Origin of the sequence: Monoglobus pectinilyticus (assembly GCF_002874775.1) — a bacterium.
GTDB lineage: Bacteria > Bacillota > Clostridia > Monoglobales > Monoglobaceae > Monoglobus > Monoglobus pectinilyticus.
The window spans coordinates 1,967,486-1,983,885 of sequence record NZ_CP020991.1; the positions used below are offsets into that span (position 1 = coordinate 1,967,486).

13 protein-coding genes are annotated in these 16,400 nt (G+C 36.5%); 12 read left to right on the forward strand and 1 reads right to left on the reverse strand.

What is annotated here, in order from left to right:
* Positions 1-130: 130 nt before the first annotated feature.
* Genes B9O19_RS08245 through B9O19_RS08275 form a run of 7 tightly spaced genes read left to right on the forward strand, consistent with a single transcriptional unit; the run spans position 131 to position 9,803 of the window.
* Positions 131-1,300 (forward strand): CDP-glycerol glycerophosphotransferase family protein, encoded by a 1,170-nt coding sequence (locus B9O19_RS08245; protein WP_102365970.1) that lies wholly within the window; start codon positions 131-133, stop codon positions 1,298-1,300.
* A 44-nt stretch (positions 1,301-1,344) separates the two neighbouring features.
* A complete protein-coding gene (locus B9O19_RS08250) occupies positions 1,345-2,718 on the forward strand; it encodes an O-antigen ligase family protein (RefSeq protein ID WP_102365971.1) in 1,374 nt (457 codons plus the stop codon).
* A 40-nt stretch (positions 2,719-2,758) separates the two neighbouring features.
* A complete protein-coding gene (locus tag B9O19_RS08255) occupies positions 2,759-4,195 on the forward strand; it encodes a YveK family protein (protein ID WP_102365972.1) in 1,437 nt (478 codons plus the stop codon).
* Positions 4,192-6,834: a GGDEF domain-containing protein gene (locus B9O19_RS08260; protein ID WP_102365973.1), complete on the forward strand. Its 2,643-nt coding sequence runs from the start codon at positions 4,192-4,194 to the stop codon at positions 6,832-6,834. The genes B9O19_RS08255 and B9O19_RS08260 overlap by 4 nt, the downstream gene beginning before the upstream one ends.
* 36 nt (positions 6,835-6,870) lie before the next feature.
* Positions 6,871-7,719 carry a metallophosphoesterase gene (locus tag B9O19_RS08265; protein ID WP_102365974.1) on the forward strand — a complete coding sequence of 283 codons (849 nt, stop codon included), beginning with the start codon at positions 6,871-6,873 and terminating at the stop codon, positions 7,717-7,719.
* Positions 7,720-7,734: 15 nt separating this feature from the next.
* Entirely contained in the window at positions 7,735-8,760 is a 1,026-nt protein-coding gene (locus B9O19_RS08270; RefSeq protein ID WP_102365975.1) for a glycosyltransferase family 2 protein, read from the forward strand.
* Positions 8,761-8,780: 20 nt separating this feature from the next.
* Complete coding sequence (locus B9O19_RS08275) at positions 8,781-9,803, forward strand: glycosyltransferase family 2 protein (protein ID WP_158648958.1); 1,023 nt, start codon at positions 8,781-8,783, stop codon at positions 9,801-9,803.
* Positions 9,804-9,905: 102 nt separating this feature from the next.
* On the opposite strand, the gene B9O19_RS08280 is transcribed toward B9O19_RS08275, so the two are convergent.
* Positions 9,906-10,886, reverse strand: a complete 981-nt coding sequence (locus B9O19_RS08280) for a calcium/sodium antiporter (protein WP_102365977.1) — start codon at positions 10,884-10,886, stop codon at positions 9,906-9,908.
* A gap of 119 nt (positions 10,887-11,005) precedes the next feature.
* Between B9O19_RS08280 and speD the strand changes: the two genes are divergently transcribed.
* Genes speD through B9O19_RS08305 form a run of 5 tightly spaced genes read left to right on the forward strand, consistent with a single transcriptional unit; the run spans position 11,006 to position 16,221 of the window.
* The gene (speD, locus tag B9O19_RS08285; protein ID WP_102365978.1) at positions 11,006-11,788 is read left to right on the forward strand and encodes an adenosylmethionine decarboxylase; all 783 of its coding nucleotides are present in this window, start codon (positions 11,006-11,008) and stop codon (positions 11,786-11,788) included.
* Complete coding sequence (locus tag B9O19_RS08290) at positions 11,784-13,238, forward strand: aminotransferase class I/II-fold pyridoxal phosphate-dependent enzyme (protein WP_407937705.1); 1,455 nt, start codon at positions 11,784-11,786, stop codon at positions 13,236-13,238. The genes speD and B9O19_RS08290 overlap by 5 nt, the downstream gene beginning before the upstream one ends.
* A gap of 23 nt (positions 13,239-13,261) precedes the next feature.
* On the forward strand, positions 13,262-14,110 hold the full coding sequence (gene speE / locus B9O19_RS08295) for a polyamine aminopropyltransferase (RefSeq protein ID WP_102365979.1): 849 nt from the start codon (positions 13,262-13,264) through the stop codon (positions 14,108-14,110).
* On the forward strand, positions 14,103-14,981 hold the full coding sequence (gene speB, locus B9O19_RS08300; protein WP_102365980.1) for an agmatinase: 879 nt from the start codon (positions 14,103-14,105) through the stop codon (positions 14,979-14,981). The genes speE and speB overlap by 8 nt, the downstream gene beginning before the upstream one ends.
* A gap of 22 nt (positions 14,982-15,003) precedes the next feature.
* Positions 15,004-16,221, forward strand: a complete 1,218-nt coding sequence (locus tag B9O19_RS08305) for a saccharopine dehydrogenase family protein (RefSeq protein ID WP_102365981.1) — start codon at positions 15,004-15,006, stop codon at positions 16,219-16,221.
* Positions 16,222-16,400 lie beyond the last annotated feature (179 nt).

Below are 16,400 nucleotides of genomic sequence, written 5' to 3' on the forward strand. Positions count from 1 at the left end.
TTCGGAGAATATTGTTTAAGACGCTTGCAATAACGCCTAAATAGTGGTATAATATTTAAAATAAATATCAATGATTTGGTATTTAAAGAATAAATAATACGGCGGAAGCAGAAACGACAGGTGGTAGTTAATGAGTCATTTTAAAAGATTGATTATTCGCGCGCCTAAGTATATATGGTACCTTTTCTGTTTGGTTATATTTTATCCAATAGGGAGAATAGCAAAAGTCTTATTCCCAAAATACCGTGATGTTTGGATAGTTTCTGAGCGCGGCTCAGACGCCAGAGATAATGGGTACCATTTTTTTAAATATATAAGAGAAAATCATCCTGAAATTAAAGCGTATTATATAATTGAAAAAAATTCGGCGGATTACCATAAAGTTGCTAAACTTGGTAATATCGTCAAATATAAAAGTTTAAAACATCATTTTCTCTTTGCAGTTTCTGAATATAAAATAAGCAGTCACATTTTTGGATATTCGCCTGATGTGTTGAGTTACAACCGTTTTCAGAAATTGGGTCTCATCAGGGGAAAGCTGGTATTTCTTCAGCATGGTATAATAGTTAATGATATTGAGTGGATGTTTTATCCGAAAACTAAACTTGATTTATTTGTTTGCGGAGCACGTCCTGAATATGAAGCAGTTATTAAAAGATATGGATATCCCAGCGGTGTCGTGAAATATCTCGGATTGTGCAGATATGACGCTTTAAATAAACCGTGTGTTCTAAAAAATAGAATATTATTAATGCCTACTTGGCGTATCGACGTGTGTGCGGTGGGGAACCGTGATAAGTTTACTCAATCTGAGTATTATAGAAAACTCCAAAGTTTTATTAATAATCAGAATTTAATTGATTATCTTGACAAAAACGACCTTGAACTTGTTTTTTATCCTCATTTTGAAATACAAAGATTTTTAAAAGATTTTCATTCTGTGAGTCCGAGAGTCATAATCGCTTCGTTTAACGACTATGATGTACAGGAATTGCTTATGAATTCTAAGATGCTGATTACAGATTTTTCAAGTGTATTTTTTGATTTTGCATATATGGGAAAACCAATAGTTTATTATCAATTTGATGATATTCATTATGCACATGGTTATTTTGACTATGGCGGGGATGGTTTTGGTCCGGTTTTGAAGACCGAAGATGAGGTTATAAATTATTTAGCAGAAAAGGTGAACGACGGATTTTTAGTTGATGATATGTATAAAGCGAGAGCCGAAACATTTTTTGAGATTAGAGACGATAACAACTGTGAACGTAACTTTAATGCAATATTGTCTTTGTAGAAAGTTTGGCCGGCTCGAATCAACAGACAAGGAGAATAATGTTTATGTCTAATTTGCAGAACAGGCAAAATTCTAAAATTCTTGCGGCGTTTTATATTGTCTGTTTCGCTTTGGCGGTTGTTCTTGATTCGGGATTTGGAAGCAGTAATGCAAAAGCAATAACGCTGGTTACAGTTATTCTTGCAGCGGCTGTAATATTTATTACGGCAGATTTTAATAATCTCGGCAATATATCCGGATTTATGGTTGTGTATGGAATATGGCTTACTGTTGTGCTTGTCTATTCCTTTATAATATGGATACTTAATTTTGAAACAGTGTCATATATGATGAGGGGCTGTTCAAAAATAGTATTTCAGTTTATAATGATACTTAATATATTTGCTGCAGCATATTTGTTTGGTGAAAAAGGCATACACTATATGTTCTGGGGGCTGGCGCTGGGCAATCTTGCTATAGCTTTGGTTTTGGTTCCGCGGTATCCGATTTCAGAAATAGTATCATCTGTAACCGTTTTTCTAACCCAGGGCGGAACTGCGGAAGGATATATGAAAGGGTTAGAAATTCATGATGTAACGTTTACTTATGGATTTTTTCTGATTTACTTTATTTTCTTTGATAAGATAAGTTCAAAGAAGATGAAAGTCATAAATATAATTTTGGCTTTGTTTTTGTTCGGTCTTGGATTTAAGAGAATCGCTATAGCTAGTTGTTTTTTAATGCTGCTGGCTGCATGGGGGCTTGAAAAGCTTACTCCCCGTGTGCAGTTTGGTATAATGAAAACTATACTTATATGCGGAGTGATTTTTTCATTTTTATATTTATTCAGCATAAAATATAATATTTTTATGATGATAATGGATAAACTCGGTGTGGATGTAATGGGCAGAAATGTTTTATATGGAGCTGTTGACAAATATTATAAGATTTCTCCGACTTATATTGGTCACGGCTTTGAGTATGTCCATATGATGATGGCAGAAATCAGGCAGGAAGGCGGTAAAGCCTTTAACGGCATGATTGACTTGCATAATGATTTTATGCGTGTGTATATTGAAATGGGATTTTGGGGATTTTTTGCCTGGGGATGGTATACTCTGATTTTTCAATATAATTGGATAAAATCAAAGTTTGGACTGGAAACGGTAAGATTATTTTTTCTTTGTGAATTATATATCTTTTTGACTTATATGACTGACAATACATTATTTTATTTCTATACAGGAACCGTTTTGCGGCTGATTCCAATGTGTTATGCTCTTCACATTGGAAAGGAGAACAGTTTGGGAAAAGGGAAGCTTAAAAGAAAGCTTGTTGTTTTAAATGATGGGGAAAAGAGTGAATTTGAGATTTTATCAAAGCGCGGAGAAGAAAGTGTAACTTTATATAAGAAAAAGCTAAACCATAAACTGCGGTAAGACGAAAGTCTTGTCATTATTACTAAGTTGGGTGATTTTATTGATAATTTTTGAAAAGTTAAAGGAATATATTAAAGAAGATTTTGGAAAATTCAAAAATATGAATATAAAAAAATCTGTTTTGAATAAAAAAGAATATATGGAAAACACAGCTGTAGTTGCAGAAAAAGACCCTGCTAAACTTGGGCTTTCATCGACAAAAACTATTGTGTTTTTGTTATGGAAAAAGAAGTTTAAGATTATTTTTTCTACAATAGCATTTATGTTGATTTTGTGTGTCTTTTTTGCGTATCAAAGCGGAAACACCGTAAATACTACAATGTCTTTGAATTATGAGGAGGGTTCTAAAGGTCTTAATCCAAATTCAACAAGATTTAATATGTATGAGCTAAAATCAAATGCGGTTTTAGAACGTGCGATACAATATTTGGGACTCACAGGAGATATAACTCCTGAGCAGCTTTCAGAGCATATTTCTGTAGGGAACGCAAATTCAAAAGCTATTAATACCGAGGAGAGCAATTATTTTATCTCAACAAGTTTTAATGTTTCGTATACCAAAAATAAAGAAGCAAAAAAATATTCTGCTAAAGATATTATGACCATGATTTGCAAAGCTTATAATGATGTATTTCACGAGAATTATGCCGATAAAAAGACTGCGCTTACTTATAATATGGCTGATATAACCGATATGGAATATGTTGAAATAGGCGATGAGCTTACAATATTAGCAAATCAAATGGATGAGTATTTGTCCGGCAGAGTTTCAGAAAATGGTACATACAAATCAGTAGAGACGGGACAGACGTTCCAGACGGTAAAGAGAATGGTACAAAACTTGCTGGAATATGACATTTCAAAATATAAATCGTTTGTTCTTGAAACAGGTCTTGCTAAGGAAAAGGAGCAGTTTATTCAGACTTTGTATTATAAAAATTCTGTTCTTGATATGCAGTATCAAAAATCTATGGCGGATTACAGTGTGCGTCAGGACGGCATATCAAAATACGATGAAGCTATGATAGGAACTGTTATGATACCGGCTGTCAATGAGAAAAACGAATATTATATGTCCAGAACCAATATAGGTATTGATTATCTGGCAAAAGATGCTGAATTTCATTTGTCAGCGGCAAAGGACACGTTAAAAGAAATTGAGATAAATACAGATATAATAAATAAGTTAAGTGAGAGAACTCCGGCTGTTGGGGATTATGAAAAGGCTGAGGAAATGCTCAAAAATATAAATAATGAGTTTAAAAATATTTCTGAGATTGCACTTGCCACAGACAGGGAATATATTAAATATAAAACTAAGGATTATTTAACATTTAAAAACGTAGAGCTATCTTTAGTTCAGAAGTTATCACTTAAAAAGGTAATAGCTTTGGGCGCTGTATTTTTTGTTTTAATTTGTGCTTTGTTCTATTTTATGAGCAAAAGAAAGCTTAGAAATAGGAGGGCGCACGTATGAGAAACTTTGAAATTTTAAGATATATAAAAAAATGGAAATATTTGATTGTGATTGTTTGTATCTTGGGCGCCGTTCTCGTTTATCAGTATGCTATGTCAAAACAGACGTATACGGCGCAGACTGTTTTAAGATATTCTAATTCAGAGGCAAGCAATGGTTTGACTCCCAGCGGAGATAGTTTGGATGTCAGTGAGATTTATTCGTCAAAGGTAATAACCGGAGTTCTTGAGGATTTGGATTTAAATACCGGAGCTGATTCTATTCGTTCTAAGTGCGCTGTGGAGCCAATTATTCCGGCAGATGAAGAGTCAAGAAAAGAAGCGATACTAAAAGACGGAGAAGAATATGTGTATCATCCGACTGATTACTTAGTTACGTTCAGCGTTGGAAGTGATTACAGCAAAGGGTATGCTGCAAGCGTTCTTGATTCTATTTTAAAAAATTATTTTATTAATTACGGAGAAAAATATATAAATCAGACAGTTTTGCCGAATAATGCTTCAAATATTGAAAGCGGCAGTTATGATTATATTGAGAGCGCAGAAATCTTGGATACCTCTGCTACTGATATTTATAATTATTTGTATGACAAAAAGTTTCATTATCCGGCTTTTAGGTCTGCGGCTACAGGATATTCATTTAACGACCTCTATAATATGTATAAAGAGGAGCTGAACTATAATATTCCTGAGTTGTACTCTAAGATTTTAAATCAAAAAGTGTCTAAGGACCAATCAGTTTTGATTAAAGATTATAGAAACCGAATAAGCCAGTATCAGATTGATTTAGCTAACCTTTCAGAAAAAATAGACCCGCTTTATGCTCTTATAACTCAGTACAGTCAAAAAAGTAAGGAGGGTATACAGTACCACTATGGAAAGGGTACTGATTCTGATAATACAAGCGATTATATATTAAAGGATGTATATGAAGATGAATACAAACATCAGATTAATACTGAAACTACATATGACGCACTTATAAATCAGTATGTTTCTCTTGAAATTGACCGCCAGTATACGCAGGTTGATAAAGAACACAGAGAAGAACTTTTAAATATCTTTGAAACGGCTGAGCCGGCTTCAAATGCTGACGAAGCAATAAAAGAGATACAAAACAATATGAAAGAACTTATTGACAGTCTGGATAAGAATTATGAAATTGTTGAAAAGACAGTAGATGAATTCAATCAATATCTAGGCGCGTCAAATATTACTTCTCTCACCAGTATTAATGTGAACGAGAGAATAAATATTAAGCTTTATTTAATGATAGCTGTAGTGTTGTTCTTAATTTGCGGCTGTCTCGGCGCTATTTTGCTCGGTCGTATGCAGGACTTTATTGAATATCTTATGTATATGGACAGAAAGACTAAGCTGCCGAATCGTGCAAAGTGTGATATGCTGATAAATCAGTATGAAGAAAAACCGTTGCCTGATAACTTTACCTTTATACTTATCCGCCTTGATGTTTTGAAGGCAGTAAACAGTCAAATAGGAAGAACAGCAGGCGATACTCTGCTTGGAGAGTTTGGACAGATTTTGCGTGAGACTGCTGAAGACTACGGTTTTGTAGGCTATAATGGAAGCGACCAGTTTATGTGTATGTTTGAAAACTGCAGTTATAAAAAGGCCGAAATGTTTATTGATGTTCTGACGAGTTATGTTGAGCATTATAATTCCCAAAATCCAAAACAGGATATAGCATTTTCTTATGCTATTGAAGAAACAAGAAATAAGGGTATATATGACGCAAGAGGTTTAATAAGCGCATCGTTCCGCGATATAAATGCAAATACAAATATTAAAAGTGAAAGAGCAGAAAATTATGATGACAGAAATGACGGCGGAGACGATGATGGACCCGGAGGCGGAGTAAATCCAAAGAATAAGTCTCCCAAAAACGGACCTAATGACAACAGCACATGTGCAGGCGATACAACGATAAGTAAAAATCCACAAAAACACAGCAAAAATAAAAATCACAGTGGTTCAAAAAACAGTGTTGTTAAGCATACTAAAACTGTCAGCCAAGATGTCAAAAGCGATATTTATACAGGGGCAGAACAGAATAGCAGAGGAGTGTATAATGAGGAGATAGTTAAGCTGGTAACGGATGCTGTTATGGCAGGAATAAGGGCGGAACGTGCGTCTGAGAAAAAAGAAACTATTCCCGGACGTTCCTCTGGCATCAAATATAACTCAAAAAATATTTCGGATAGCTATCCTTCTATTGAGTGGACGGATTCTAAGAATGATAAGTCGAATGTGAAATATAAGGCTGTAACAGAAACGGTGTCTAATGTTAATAAAGATAACGTCTCTAATTCTAAAGAATCTGTTATGTCAAAACCTGATAATATTAAAAGCGTAGATGAACCAAAAAAAGATATTCAGGCAAAATTGAATACTAAAGTTGAACACGATATGGTTTCTGATACCTCAGAAAATATCGAAGAAGTTAAGGTTCTTGTAAGAGAAAGTACGAATAATATTAAAGATTCAAGCGTCATATCGAAAATTGATGATAATAATCCTTATGCGCCTAAGCCGAGAGTGAAAAAATCATATCGGAGCAAAAAGTCTGAGGAGCCAAAGAGCTTGAATCTTGATATGTATGCTCCAAAAAAGAAAAAATAATAAAATCAGAGACCGTTATATTGGAGAGATAAGTCTATGAAGAAATACTTTGAATTGTTTTCAAAATATAAGTGGCGTATTATTGCGGTAATATTGATAATTGTCCTCGCAGTCTGTGCGTTTAATTTACTGAACCAATCTGAAATAGATGTAACATTTTATCAGGTGCGTTCAGATAAGGTTTCAGACAATATCCGCATAGTCGTGCTTGCAGATTTGCACCTTAAAGAGTTTGGTAAGGATAATATAAGGCTTGTGGAACAGATTGATAAGCTGACTCCTGATATTATAGCATGTGTGGGTGATATGAACAATCTGAAAAATGACGATTACAGCGTTGTGACAAATCTTTGTGAAAAGCTCGTGAATATTGCACCTGTTTACTATGCTTTGGGAAATAATGAGTACGAGGCTAAATTATTTAAAGATTCTAATATAACCAAAGACCTTAAGGTTGTTGGAGTACATGTTTTAGACGACGCGTCTGAAATAGTTGACATAAAGGATACAAAATTGAACATAGGCGGACTTTCTCAGGGACCGGAGCAGTTTGAGAGATATGGTCATCAATTTTTTGATAAGTATATTGAGGAAGATTACTTTAAACTTTTACTGGTTCACTATCCCGATGAGTTTATGGGAATTTTAGAAGATTATCCTATAGATTTGGCTCTTTGCGGTCATGCTCACGGTGGTCAGGTGCGAATTCCGTTTGTTGGGGGACTTTATGCGACGGGACAGGGATTCTTCCCCAAGCTTGTTGACGGTTTTCATCAAATAGGAAACAGTAATGTGATTATCAGCAGAGGGCTTGGAAGCTCGCATATTATTCCGAGAATCAATAATAAACCGGAGCTTTGCGTTGTAGATTTATGCTGGTATTAGTATAGGGGACTGGTTATGGAAGAACAATTAGTTAGTATTATAGTGCCGGTTTATAACATGGCGGAAGTATTATATACTTCCGCCAAGACTTTTATAAATCAAACTTATAAAAATTTAGAAATAATTATGATTGACGACGGTTCTGCTGATGACAGTTTAAGAGTTATGCAGCAATTGGCAGCTGCAGATACTAGAATAAGAGTTTATCATCAAGAAAACCAAGGAGCAGCCGGAGCGAGAAACACAGGAATGTCACATGCGTCCGGTAAGTATTACTACTTTCCGGACGCTGATGATAGAATCAAGGAAAACGCCGTGGAAAAGCTTGTTTCTGCTATTGAGAATACTGGGGCTGATATGGCAGTTTGCGGATATGAATGGGTGAACGGTCAAGATGAATGTATAATGAGAAAATCGTATAAGCCTAAATATTTCAGCGGTAAATATATTCGTGAAAATTATGATGAGTTTATTGACCGTGACAGTGAATATGGTATATATGGCAGTATGGCGAACAAGCTGTATAGGGCTGAGATTATAAAGAATAATAAATTATCTGTTCCTAAAATCAGTAAGAGCGAAGATGAAGCGTTTAATATTTTGTTTCTGTCAAATGCCGGTTCGGTATGTTTTATTGAGGACGTGCTTTATTATTATTATATGTCTGGGATAGTTAAAAAGGGAGAAAAGTATTTAAAGAATTATATTGAAAGCGTTGCAGCTTTTAAAAATTTACAGATGAATGTAGTTTATAATTGGAATAGAGACAATAAAAAAGTTTTGGAGAAAATATGCAGAAATTTGGCGGTAAACTTTGATATATATATTCAAATGCTGTTTCTCGCTATTCCAAGATATAAAGTGTTTAAAAGATATAAAGCGGTAAAAAACGTTGTGGAAGTTTTTAATAATGAACTTCCCTGCAGAGAGTTTGAGCCTGATTTTAGAAAGTATAAATATTTAGTTGATAAAAAAATAATCAGGCTTTGCATTATTGAGGATTTAAAGGTAATGAGTGAAATAAAAAACAACGCAAAATAAAACATTGGGGGATGAATGTTATGCAAAAACCTCTCGTAAGCATAATTATGCCTGTATATAATATGGGTGAACATTTAAGAAAGTCGGTTCCGTCGGTACTTAATCAAACTTATCAAAATATTGAACTTATTCTTGTGGATGACGGTTCAAAGGATAATAGTCTGGAAGTGTGCAGAGAACTGGCGGTTAAAGATAACAGAATAAAGGTTTTTCATCAGGACAATCAGGGGTCGGGTCCGGCTCGTAATACCGGAATAAAAAATGCAGCAGGAAAATACGCTTATTTTCCGGACGCTGACGATTGTATGGTGCCGAACGCAATTGAGTCGCTCATAGAAAAGTTTGAAAAATATTCCTGCGATATGATAGTGTTTGGTTATAAAATGATATTCAGCGATGGGACTGAAAGAAAGTTCAATGATTATCCAAACGAAGTTTTTACCGGGAGTTATGTGAGACAGAATTATGACATATTCACAGGCGATAAACGCAGATGGGAAGTTCAGGGTGCGCCGTGGAATAAGATTTTCAGCCTGGATATAATTAAGTCGAATAATGTTGAGTTCCCGGCTTTAAGACGGAACCAGGATGAAGTATTTGTAATGCGTTATGTGAATTCGGCTGAAAAGATAGCCTTAATTGATGAGATATTTTATATTCATTATCCCAATGATATGCGGCTGGCATTTAATAAATTCCCGATTGATTATTTTGAAATAGTCAGTAGTTTGAACGGATTCAGAATGGAATACATATATAGCTGGAATCCTGAGAATCGTCAGGTATTGAATGATATTTGTTCAGGCTTTATCCAGAGCACAACAAAAAGCATGATGCTTCTCTTTAACCCAAAATGGGAGTTAAGCTTTAAGGAGCGGTATAAAAGATTTAAAGAAATTTCTGTAAGATGTGTAAAAGAGATGCCGGATAAAGATTATAAGTCTGATTCTACAATGTTTAAACTTATGAAAAGCAAGCATTATTTTTTGCTTTATATAGTAGTATATTTTGCGCTTAGAAAAAATAAAAAATATATAAGATAAAAATTAGATATAATATGCACCATAAAAAGTGTTTAACTTTTAGTGGTGCATATTTTTATGGTAAAAAAGCAGCAATTTGCTGAATGAGCCAATATTTATTTTTTAAAGTACCGAAAAACCTATGTATAGGAAATATAATACTAGCAAAGCGACCCCCTGAAATTTGTAAAATTTCTTTTTAAGCAGCGGAGGCAGGCACGCAATAAGTATAAATCCAAGACAGATTGGAATATCAAGCATTTCATACTGCGGTTCAAAGGTCAGAGGTACGCCGAACTTTCCTGTTGATATAAATGAGCATATTGGTATTATTAATGAAAGGTCTATTATATTAGCTCCTATTATGTTACCTATTGACAGACTGCTGTGTTTTTTAGCAATGGCGGTAATAGTCGTAACAAGTTCAGGGAGAGAGGTGCCGATGGCGATAATTGTCAGCCCGATAACCCTTTCGGATACACCTAATGCTTTTGCTATATCTGTGCCTGATTCGACTAGGAGTTTGGCTCCTACTGTAATGGCTGCAGCGCTTAGCACAAATAATGATGAATTTATAAAAACCTGCTTTTTAGTCGGTTTTATTATAGGTATCGCCGGAAGGATTACATTTCCGTTGCTGGTTTTAAGAACTGAGTTCTGTTTTGATGAAGAAAGGTTGTTCCAAGTAAATATAATAACCACTCCAAAAGCGAGAAGGCTTCCGAGCGCAGATACCGTACCGTTTTTACATATCATCATAAGGATGAATGCTGAAGATATGAGACATATCATACCGAATTTAAAATTTTTGGTTTCTATTGTTGAACTTAGAAATATTATGCTTATAGCCATAATCATTGCTGTATTGGCGGTCACAGACCCGACGGCGTTGCCCATAGCTATTGAGTTGTTGCCTGAAAACGTTGCAATGGTGGAAACCAAAATTTCAGGCAAGGTGGTAGCTATACTTACAATTGTCGCGCCGATTATAAACTTTGGTATGTTAAATACTTCTGCAATCCAAACGGCTCTGTCCACAAATACATCTCCGCCCTTTATTATTAAAAACAGGCCAACAAGAAAAAGTAAAACAGTAATAGTCATTTAAAAGTTCCTTTCATAAAATAAAAATATTTTGCCTTAAATGTATTGAAATACTTTCTATTATATAGTATAATTGTTTCCTTGATAAAATTCCTAAAATGTGCAAGGAGATGTGACATATGCAGGATAAAATTAAGCTTTATGCATTCAACAATCTGACAAAAACTTTGAGTTTTAATATATATGATGTGTGCTATGCCAAGAGTGAGCGCGAACAAAAGGATTATATTGCGTATATTGACGAACAGTACAATTCTGAGCGTCTGACAAAAATTCTATGCGATGTCACAGATATTATTGGAGCGAACGTTCTTAGTATATCAAAGCAGGATTATGACCCTCAGGGAGCCAGCGTCAATCTTATGATAAGCGATGAGTCTATGATTCCTTCACAGCCTCCTGTTAGCCATATTACGGCTGATGAGGTTATGCTGCATTTGGATAAGAGCCATGTAACAGTTCATACTTATCCTGAATACCATCCTGATAATGCTATTTCAACTTTTCGAGTGGATATATGCGTTTCTACCTGCGGTAAAATATCTCCGCTTAAAGCTTTGGATTATTTAATAGGCAGTTTTGATTCAGATATCATAACAGCTGATTATAGAGTCAGGGGATTTACGCGCGACCTGGATGGAAAAAAGCTGTTTATTGATCATGATATTACTTCAATACAGGACTTTATAGACAGAAAAACATTGGAGAAATATGACGCTATAGACGTAAATGTTTACCAGTCGAATATTTTTCACACAAGAATGCTGATTAAAGATATAGATTTGCAGAATTATCTGTTTAAAACTGATGTATATGAGTTAGAGCCTAAGGTTAGACTTGACATCAGCAACAGTCTCAGACGTGAGATGATTGAGATTTTCAGCGGAAAGAATATATATTAGGGGGACTGATGGTTTGGAGCAAAGCAAAGCCCCTATTTATGAGGCGTTAAAAAGATTTAAATCAATGCGTGTTGTACCTTTTGATGTTCCGGGACATAAGCGAGGCAAAGGAAATCCTGAGCTGACCTCATTTTTGGGTCAGCAGTGTATGGACGTAGATGTTAATTCTATGAAGCCGCTGGATAACCTTTGTCATCCGGTGTCTGTTATACGCGAGGCGGAGGAACTTGCCGCCGAAGCGTTCGGCGCAAAACACGCTTTCTTTATGGTAAACGGCACAACAAGCGCTGTTCAGGCAATGGTATTTGCGGCAGTAAAAGAAGGAGAAAAAATAATACTTCCAAGAAATGTTCACAGAAGCGCTATTAATGCTTTGGTCGTGAACGGCGCCATACCGGTTTATGTAAATCCCGGAGTGAACAAGGCGCTGGGGATACCTTTAGGAATGAGCGTAAAGGAAGTTGAAAAGGCTATAGAAAACAATCCTGACGCAAAAGCAGTTTTTGTGAATAATCCCACATATTACGGAATATGCAGTGATTTAAAAAAGGTAGTGGAAATAGCGCACAGAGCCGGTATGCTGGTTCTTGTTGACGAGGCTCATGGAACTCACTTTTATTTTGGTGATAATCTGCCTGTCAGTGCTATGGAAGCCGGAGCTGATATGGCTTCCGTAAGTATGCACAAAAACGGTGGTTCTCTCACTCAAAGCTCATTTTTGCTTATAAATAACTATGTGAGCGAGGGGTATACAAGACAGATTATAAACCTGACCCAAACAACGAGCGGTTCATATCTCTTGATGTCGTCTCTTGACCTTTCAAGAAAGAATCTAGCTTTGAACGGAAAGGAAATATACCGAAAGGTTTTGGAACTTGCCGATTATGCCAGGGGAGAGGTAAACAAAATAGGTGGATATTATGCGTTTGGCAGGGATCTGGTGGATGGAGACGCAATATATGATTTTGACTTGGCCAAGCTTTCTATACACACCAGGGATATAGGGCTTGCGGGTATCGAAGTATATGACATGCTGAGGGATTATTATGATATTCAAATAGAGTTTGGCGATATAGGGAATATACTTGCGATTATTTCAGTCGGAGATACTCCTTTGATGATTGAGCGTCTTATTTCGTCACTGAGTGAGATAGAGAGGATACATAGAAAGCCAAGTGCCGGAATGTTCGACCATGAGTATATTTCACCTGAAGTGATAATGACGCCAAAAAAAGCTTTTTATTCGGATAAAAAATCTGTTCCTATAGAGAAGAGTGCCGGGATGGTATGCAGTGAGTTTGTTATGTGTTATCCTCCGGGAATCCCAATATTGGCTCCCGGTGAAATGATAACGCCCGATATACTTGATTATATTGCTTATGCTAAAGAGAAGGGCTGTTTTATGACCGGCGCCGAGGATATAAATATAGATTATATAAATGTTATTTAGCAGTTGATAAAAGGGGTGAAAAGATGGAACTGTGGTATTCTGAGAATCATAGCGAAGATGTAAAATTTTCAATAAGGGTAGACAAACAATTATATACCGGAAAAACTGATTATCAGAGAATAGATGTTATGACCTCAAAGGAGTTTGGAACATTTTTAACGCTTGACGGCTTAATGATGGTGGCTGAAAAAGACGAGTTTATTTATCACGAGATGATAACCCATGTGCCGATGTCTGTTAATCCTGAAATAAAAAATGTTTTAGTGATAGGCGGCGGAGACGGAGGCACTGTAAAACAGCTGGTGCGGTATGAAGGAATAGAAAATATTGATTTGGTAGAGATAGACAGGGCAGTTGTTGAAGTTTCAATGAGGTTTTTCCCCGGTATGAGAGTGGGGTTTGAAGACAAACGCGTTACGGTGTATTATGAGGACGGTTTAAAATTTATCAGGTCAAAAAGGAATGAATATGATTTAATAATAGTGGATTCCACAGACCCGTTTGGTCCCGGTGAAGGTCTGTTCACAAGAGAGTTTTACGGAAACTGTTCAAAAGCTCTTAATGAGAATGGAATATTTGTAAACCAGCACGAAAGCCCATATTACGATAATTATGCTAACTCTTTAGTTCGGGCTCACAGCAGAATAAAAGGGGTTTTCCCAATCCATAAGCTATACCAGGCTCATATTCCGACCTACCCGTCAGGTCACTGGCTGTTTGGGTTTGCGTCTAATAAGTTTGACCCTTTGGAGGATTTGGATGCTGACAAATGGAATAAATTGGGGATAAAGACGGAATATTATAATACTGACCTGCATAAGGGCAGTTTTGCCCTTCCGAATTATGTAAAGGAGTTGCTTGAGAATGCCTGATAATACTATTATATCAAATCTGCCGGTTTTTTTAGGCTGTGACGCTGAGTATGAGGAGTCAAGTATATGTGTTTTCGGTGCGCCGTTTGATTCAACGACGTCATTCAGACCGGGAACGCGTTTTGCACCTCAGACCATGCGAGCCGATTCCTGGGGTCTTGAGACCTACAGCCCTTATCAGGACAGGGATTTAACCGATACAAAAATATTTGACTGCGGCGATTTAGAACTTCCGCTGGGAGATACTGAGCAGGTGTTATCTATAATTGAAGATTTTGCTGCTGAGATTATTAAAGAAAACAAAACCCCTGTGATGATTGGCGGAGAACATTTAGTCACGCTTGGCGGGGTAAGGGCTTGTTATGATAAATACGGCGATGATTTAAGAATAATACACTTTGACGCACATACTGATTTAAGAGATGAAATGTTCGGAGTGGAACTCAGTCATGCTACGGTGATACGTAGATGTTCAGAACTCTTAGGCGATAAAAAGATATGGCAGTTTGGTATACGAAGCGGAGAGAAGTATGAGTTTGAGTGGGCAAAGAAACATAATACTATAAATAAGTTTGATTTAAATGGTCTTGACGACTTAATATGTGAGTTAAAAGAAGCAAACTTGCCTGTCTATTTCACTGTGGATTTAGACGTATTAGACCCTTCGGTATTTCCGGGAACCGGTACGCCGGAACCGGGCGGCATAAGTTATAAGAAACTTCAGGACGCGGTGATTAAAGTGTGCGGCGGTCTGAATATAATAGCAGCTGACGTGGTGGAGCTTTGTCCGCATTATGATCAAAGCGGTGCCAGTACAGCAATTGCGTGCAAAATATTGCGAGAATTACTTTTAGCATTAAGCGGAAGATAGAATATGTTTTTAGGAGGATAAAATGAGCAGAGCATTGATAATTGGAGCCGGCGGAGTGGCCGGTGTGGTGGCACATAAGTGCTGTGAAAATTTTGAAGTCTTTTCAGATATTATGATAGCGAGCAGAACGAAGGAGAAGTGTGATAGCCTGAAAGAACGCTGTGAAGCATACAAGAAAAAAGTCGGGAGCGGCACTAATATAGAGACTGCTAAGGTTGACGCTGACAGCGTAGACGAGCTTATAAAGTTAATTAATTTATATAAGCCTCAAATAGTAATAAACGTCGCGCTGCCGTATCAGGATTTGACTATAATGGACGCATGTCTTGAAACTAAAGTGGATTATTTGGATACTGCAAACTATGAACCGCCCGATACTGCCAAGTTTGAATATAAATGGCAGTGGGCTTACCGTGAAAAGTTTGAGAAAGCTGGAATAACAGCCATTTTGGGCAGCGGTTTTGACCCTGGGGTGACCGGTGTGTTCTGTGCGTATGCTCAAAAGCATATATTCGATGAAATAAATTATATCGATATACTCGACTGCAATGGCGGCGACCATGGGTATCCGTTTGCAACCAACTTCAATCCGGAGATAAATATTCGTGAGGTTTCGGCAAACGGAAGCTATTGGCAGGATGGCAAGTGGATAGAGACAAAGCCTATGGAAATAAAACGGGAGTATAATTTTGACGAAGTAGGCGTTAAAGATATGTATCTGCTTCATCATGAAGAACTTGAATCTTTAGGGCTTAATATAAAAGGTATAAAACGTATCAGGTTTTTTATGACATTTGGAGAGAGTTATCTCACGCATTTAAAATGTTTGGAGAACGTTGGAATGACGTCAATAGAACCGATAATTTATGAGGGCCGTGAAATTATACCGCTGCAGTTTTTAAAAGCCGTGCTTCCTGACCCGGCTTCATTGGGACCCAGAACTGTGGGTAAAACCAATATAGGATGTATATTCACCGGGAAAAAGGACGGGGAGGAAAAGACATATTATCTTTATAACGTTTGCGACCATCAGGAATGCTATAAAGAAGTCGGCTCCCAGGCGGTGTCATATACTACTGGAGTTCCTGCAATGATTGGCGCTGCAATGGTTCTCAGCGGAAAGTGGAAAAAGCCGGGGGTTTATAATGTTGAAGAAATGGATCCCGACCCGTTTATGGAGGATTTAAATAAGTTTGGACTTCCCTGGAAGGAAGACTACGCACCTATTTTAGTAGATTAGCTAAATATAATATATTCCGGGACAAAATTGTTCCGGATTTTTTATATATAATTTTAGGGAAAACAATTTTATTATAGCGTAAATAATTGTTACTTTTCAGATTAAAGTAAATAAAAATTTTTGAAAAGTAAAAATGCGGCAAGTTTGATTTTGCGAACGAAATAGATGTATTTCATAAT

Coding starts and splice junctions, on each gene's coding strand:
- B9O19_RS08245 (WP_102365970.1), top strand. CDS start 131: ATGAGTCATTTTAAAAGATTGATTATTCGCGCGCCTAAGTATATATGG.
- B9O19_RS08250 (WP_102365971.1), top strand. CDS start 1,345: ATGTCTAATTTGCAGAACAGGCAAAATTCTAAAATTCTTGCGGCGTTT.
- B9O19_RS08260 (WP_102365973.1), top strand. CDS start 4,192: ATGAGAAACTTTGAAATTTTAAGATATATAAAAAAATGGAAATATTTG.
- B9O19_RS08265 (WP_102365974.1), top strand. CDS start 6,871: ATGAAGAAATACTTTGAATTGTTTTCAAAATATAAGTGGCGTATTATT.
- B9O19_RS08270 (WP_102365975.1), top strand. CDS start 7,735: ATGGAAGAACAATTAGTTAGTATTATAGTGCCGGTTTATAACATGGCG.
- B9O19_RS08275 (WP_158648958.1), top strand. CDS start 8,781: ATGCAAAAACCTCTCGTAAGCATAATTATGCCTGTATATAATATGGGT.
- B9O19_RS08280 (WP_102365977.1), bottom strand. CDS start 10,886: ATGACTATTACTGTTTTACTTTTTCTTGTTGGCCTGTTTTTAATAATA.
- speD (WP_102365978.1), top strand. CDS start 11,006: ATGCAGGATAAAATTAAGCTTTATGCATTCAACAATCTGACAAAAACT.
- speE (WP_102365979.1), top strand. CDS start 13,262: ATGGAACTGTGGTATTCTGAGAATCATAGCGAAGATGTAAAATTTTCA.
- speB (WP_102365980.1), top strand. CDS start 14,103: ATGCCTGATAATACTATTATATCAAATCTGCCGGTTTTTTTAGGCTGT.
- B9O19_RS08305 (WP_102365981.1), top strand. CDS start 15,004: ATGAGCAGAGCATTGATAATTGGAGCCGGCGGAGTGGCCGGTGTGGTG.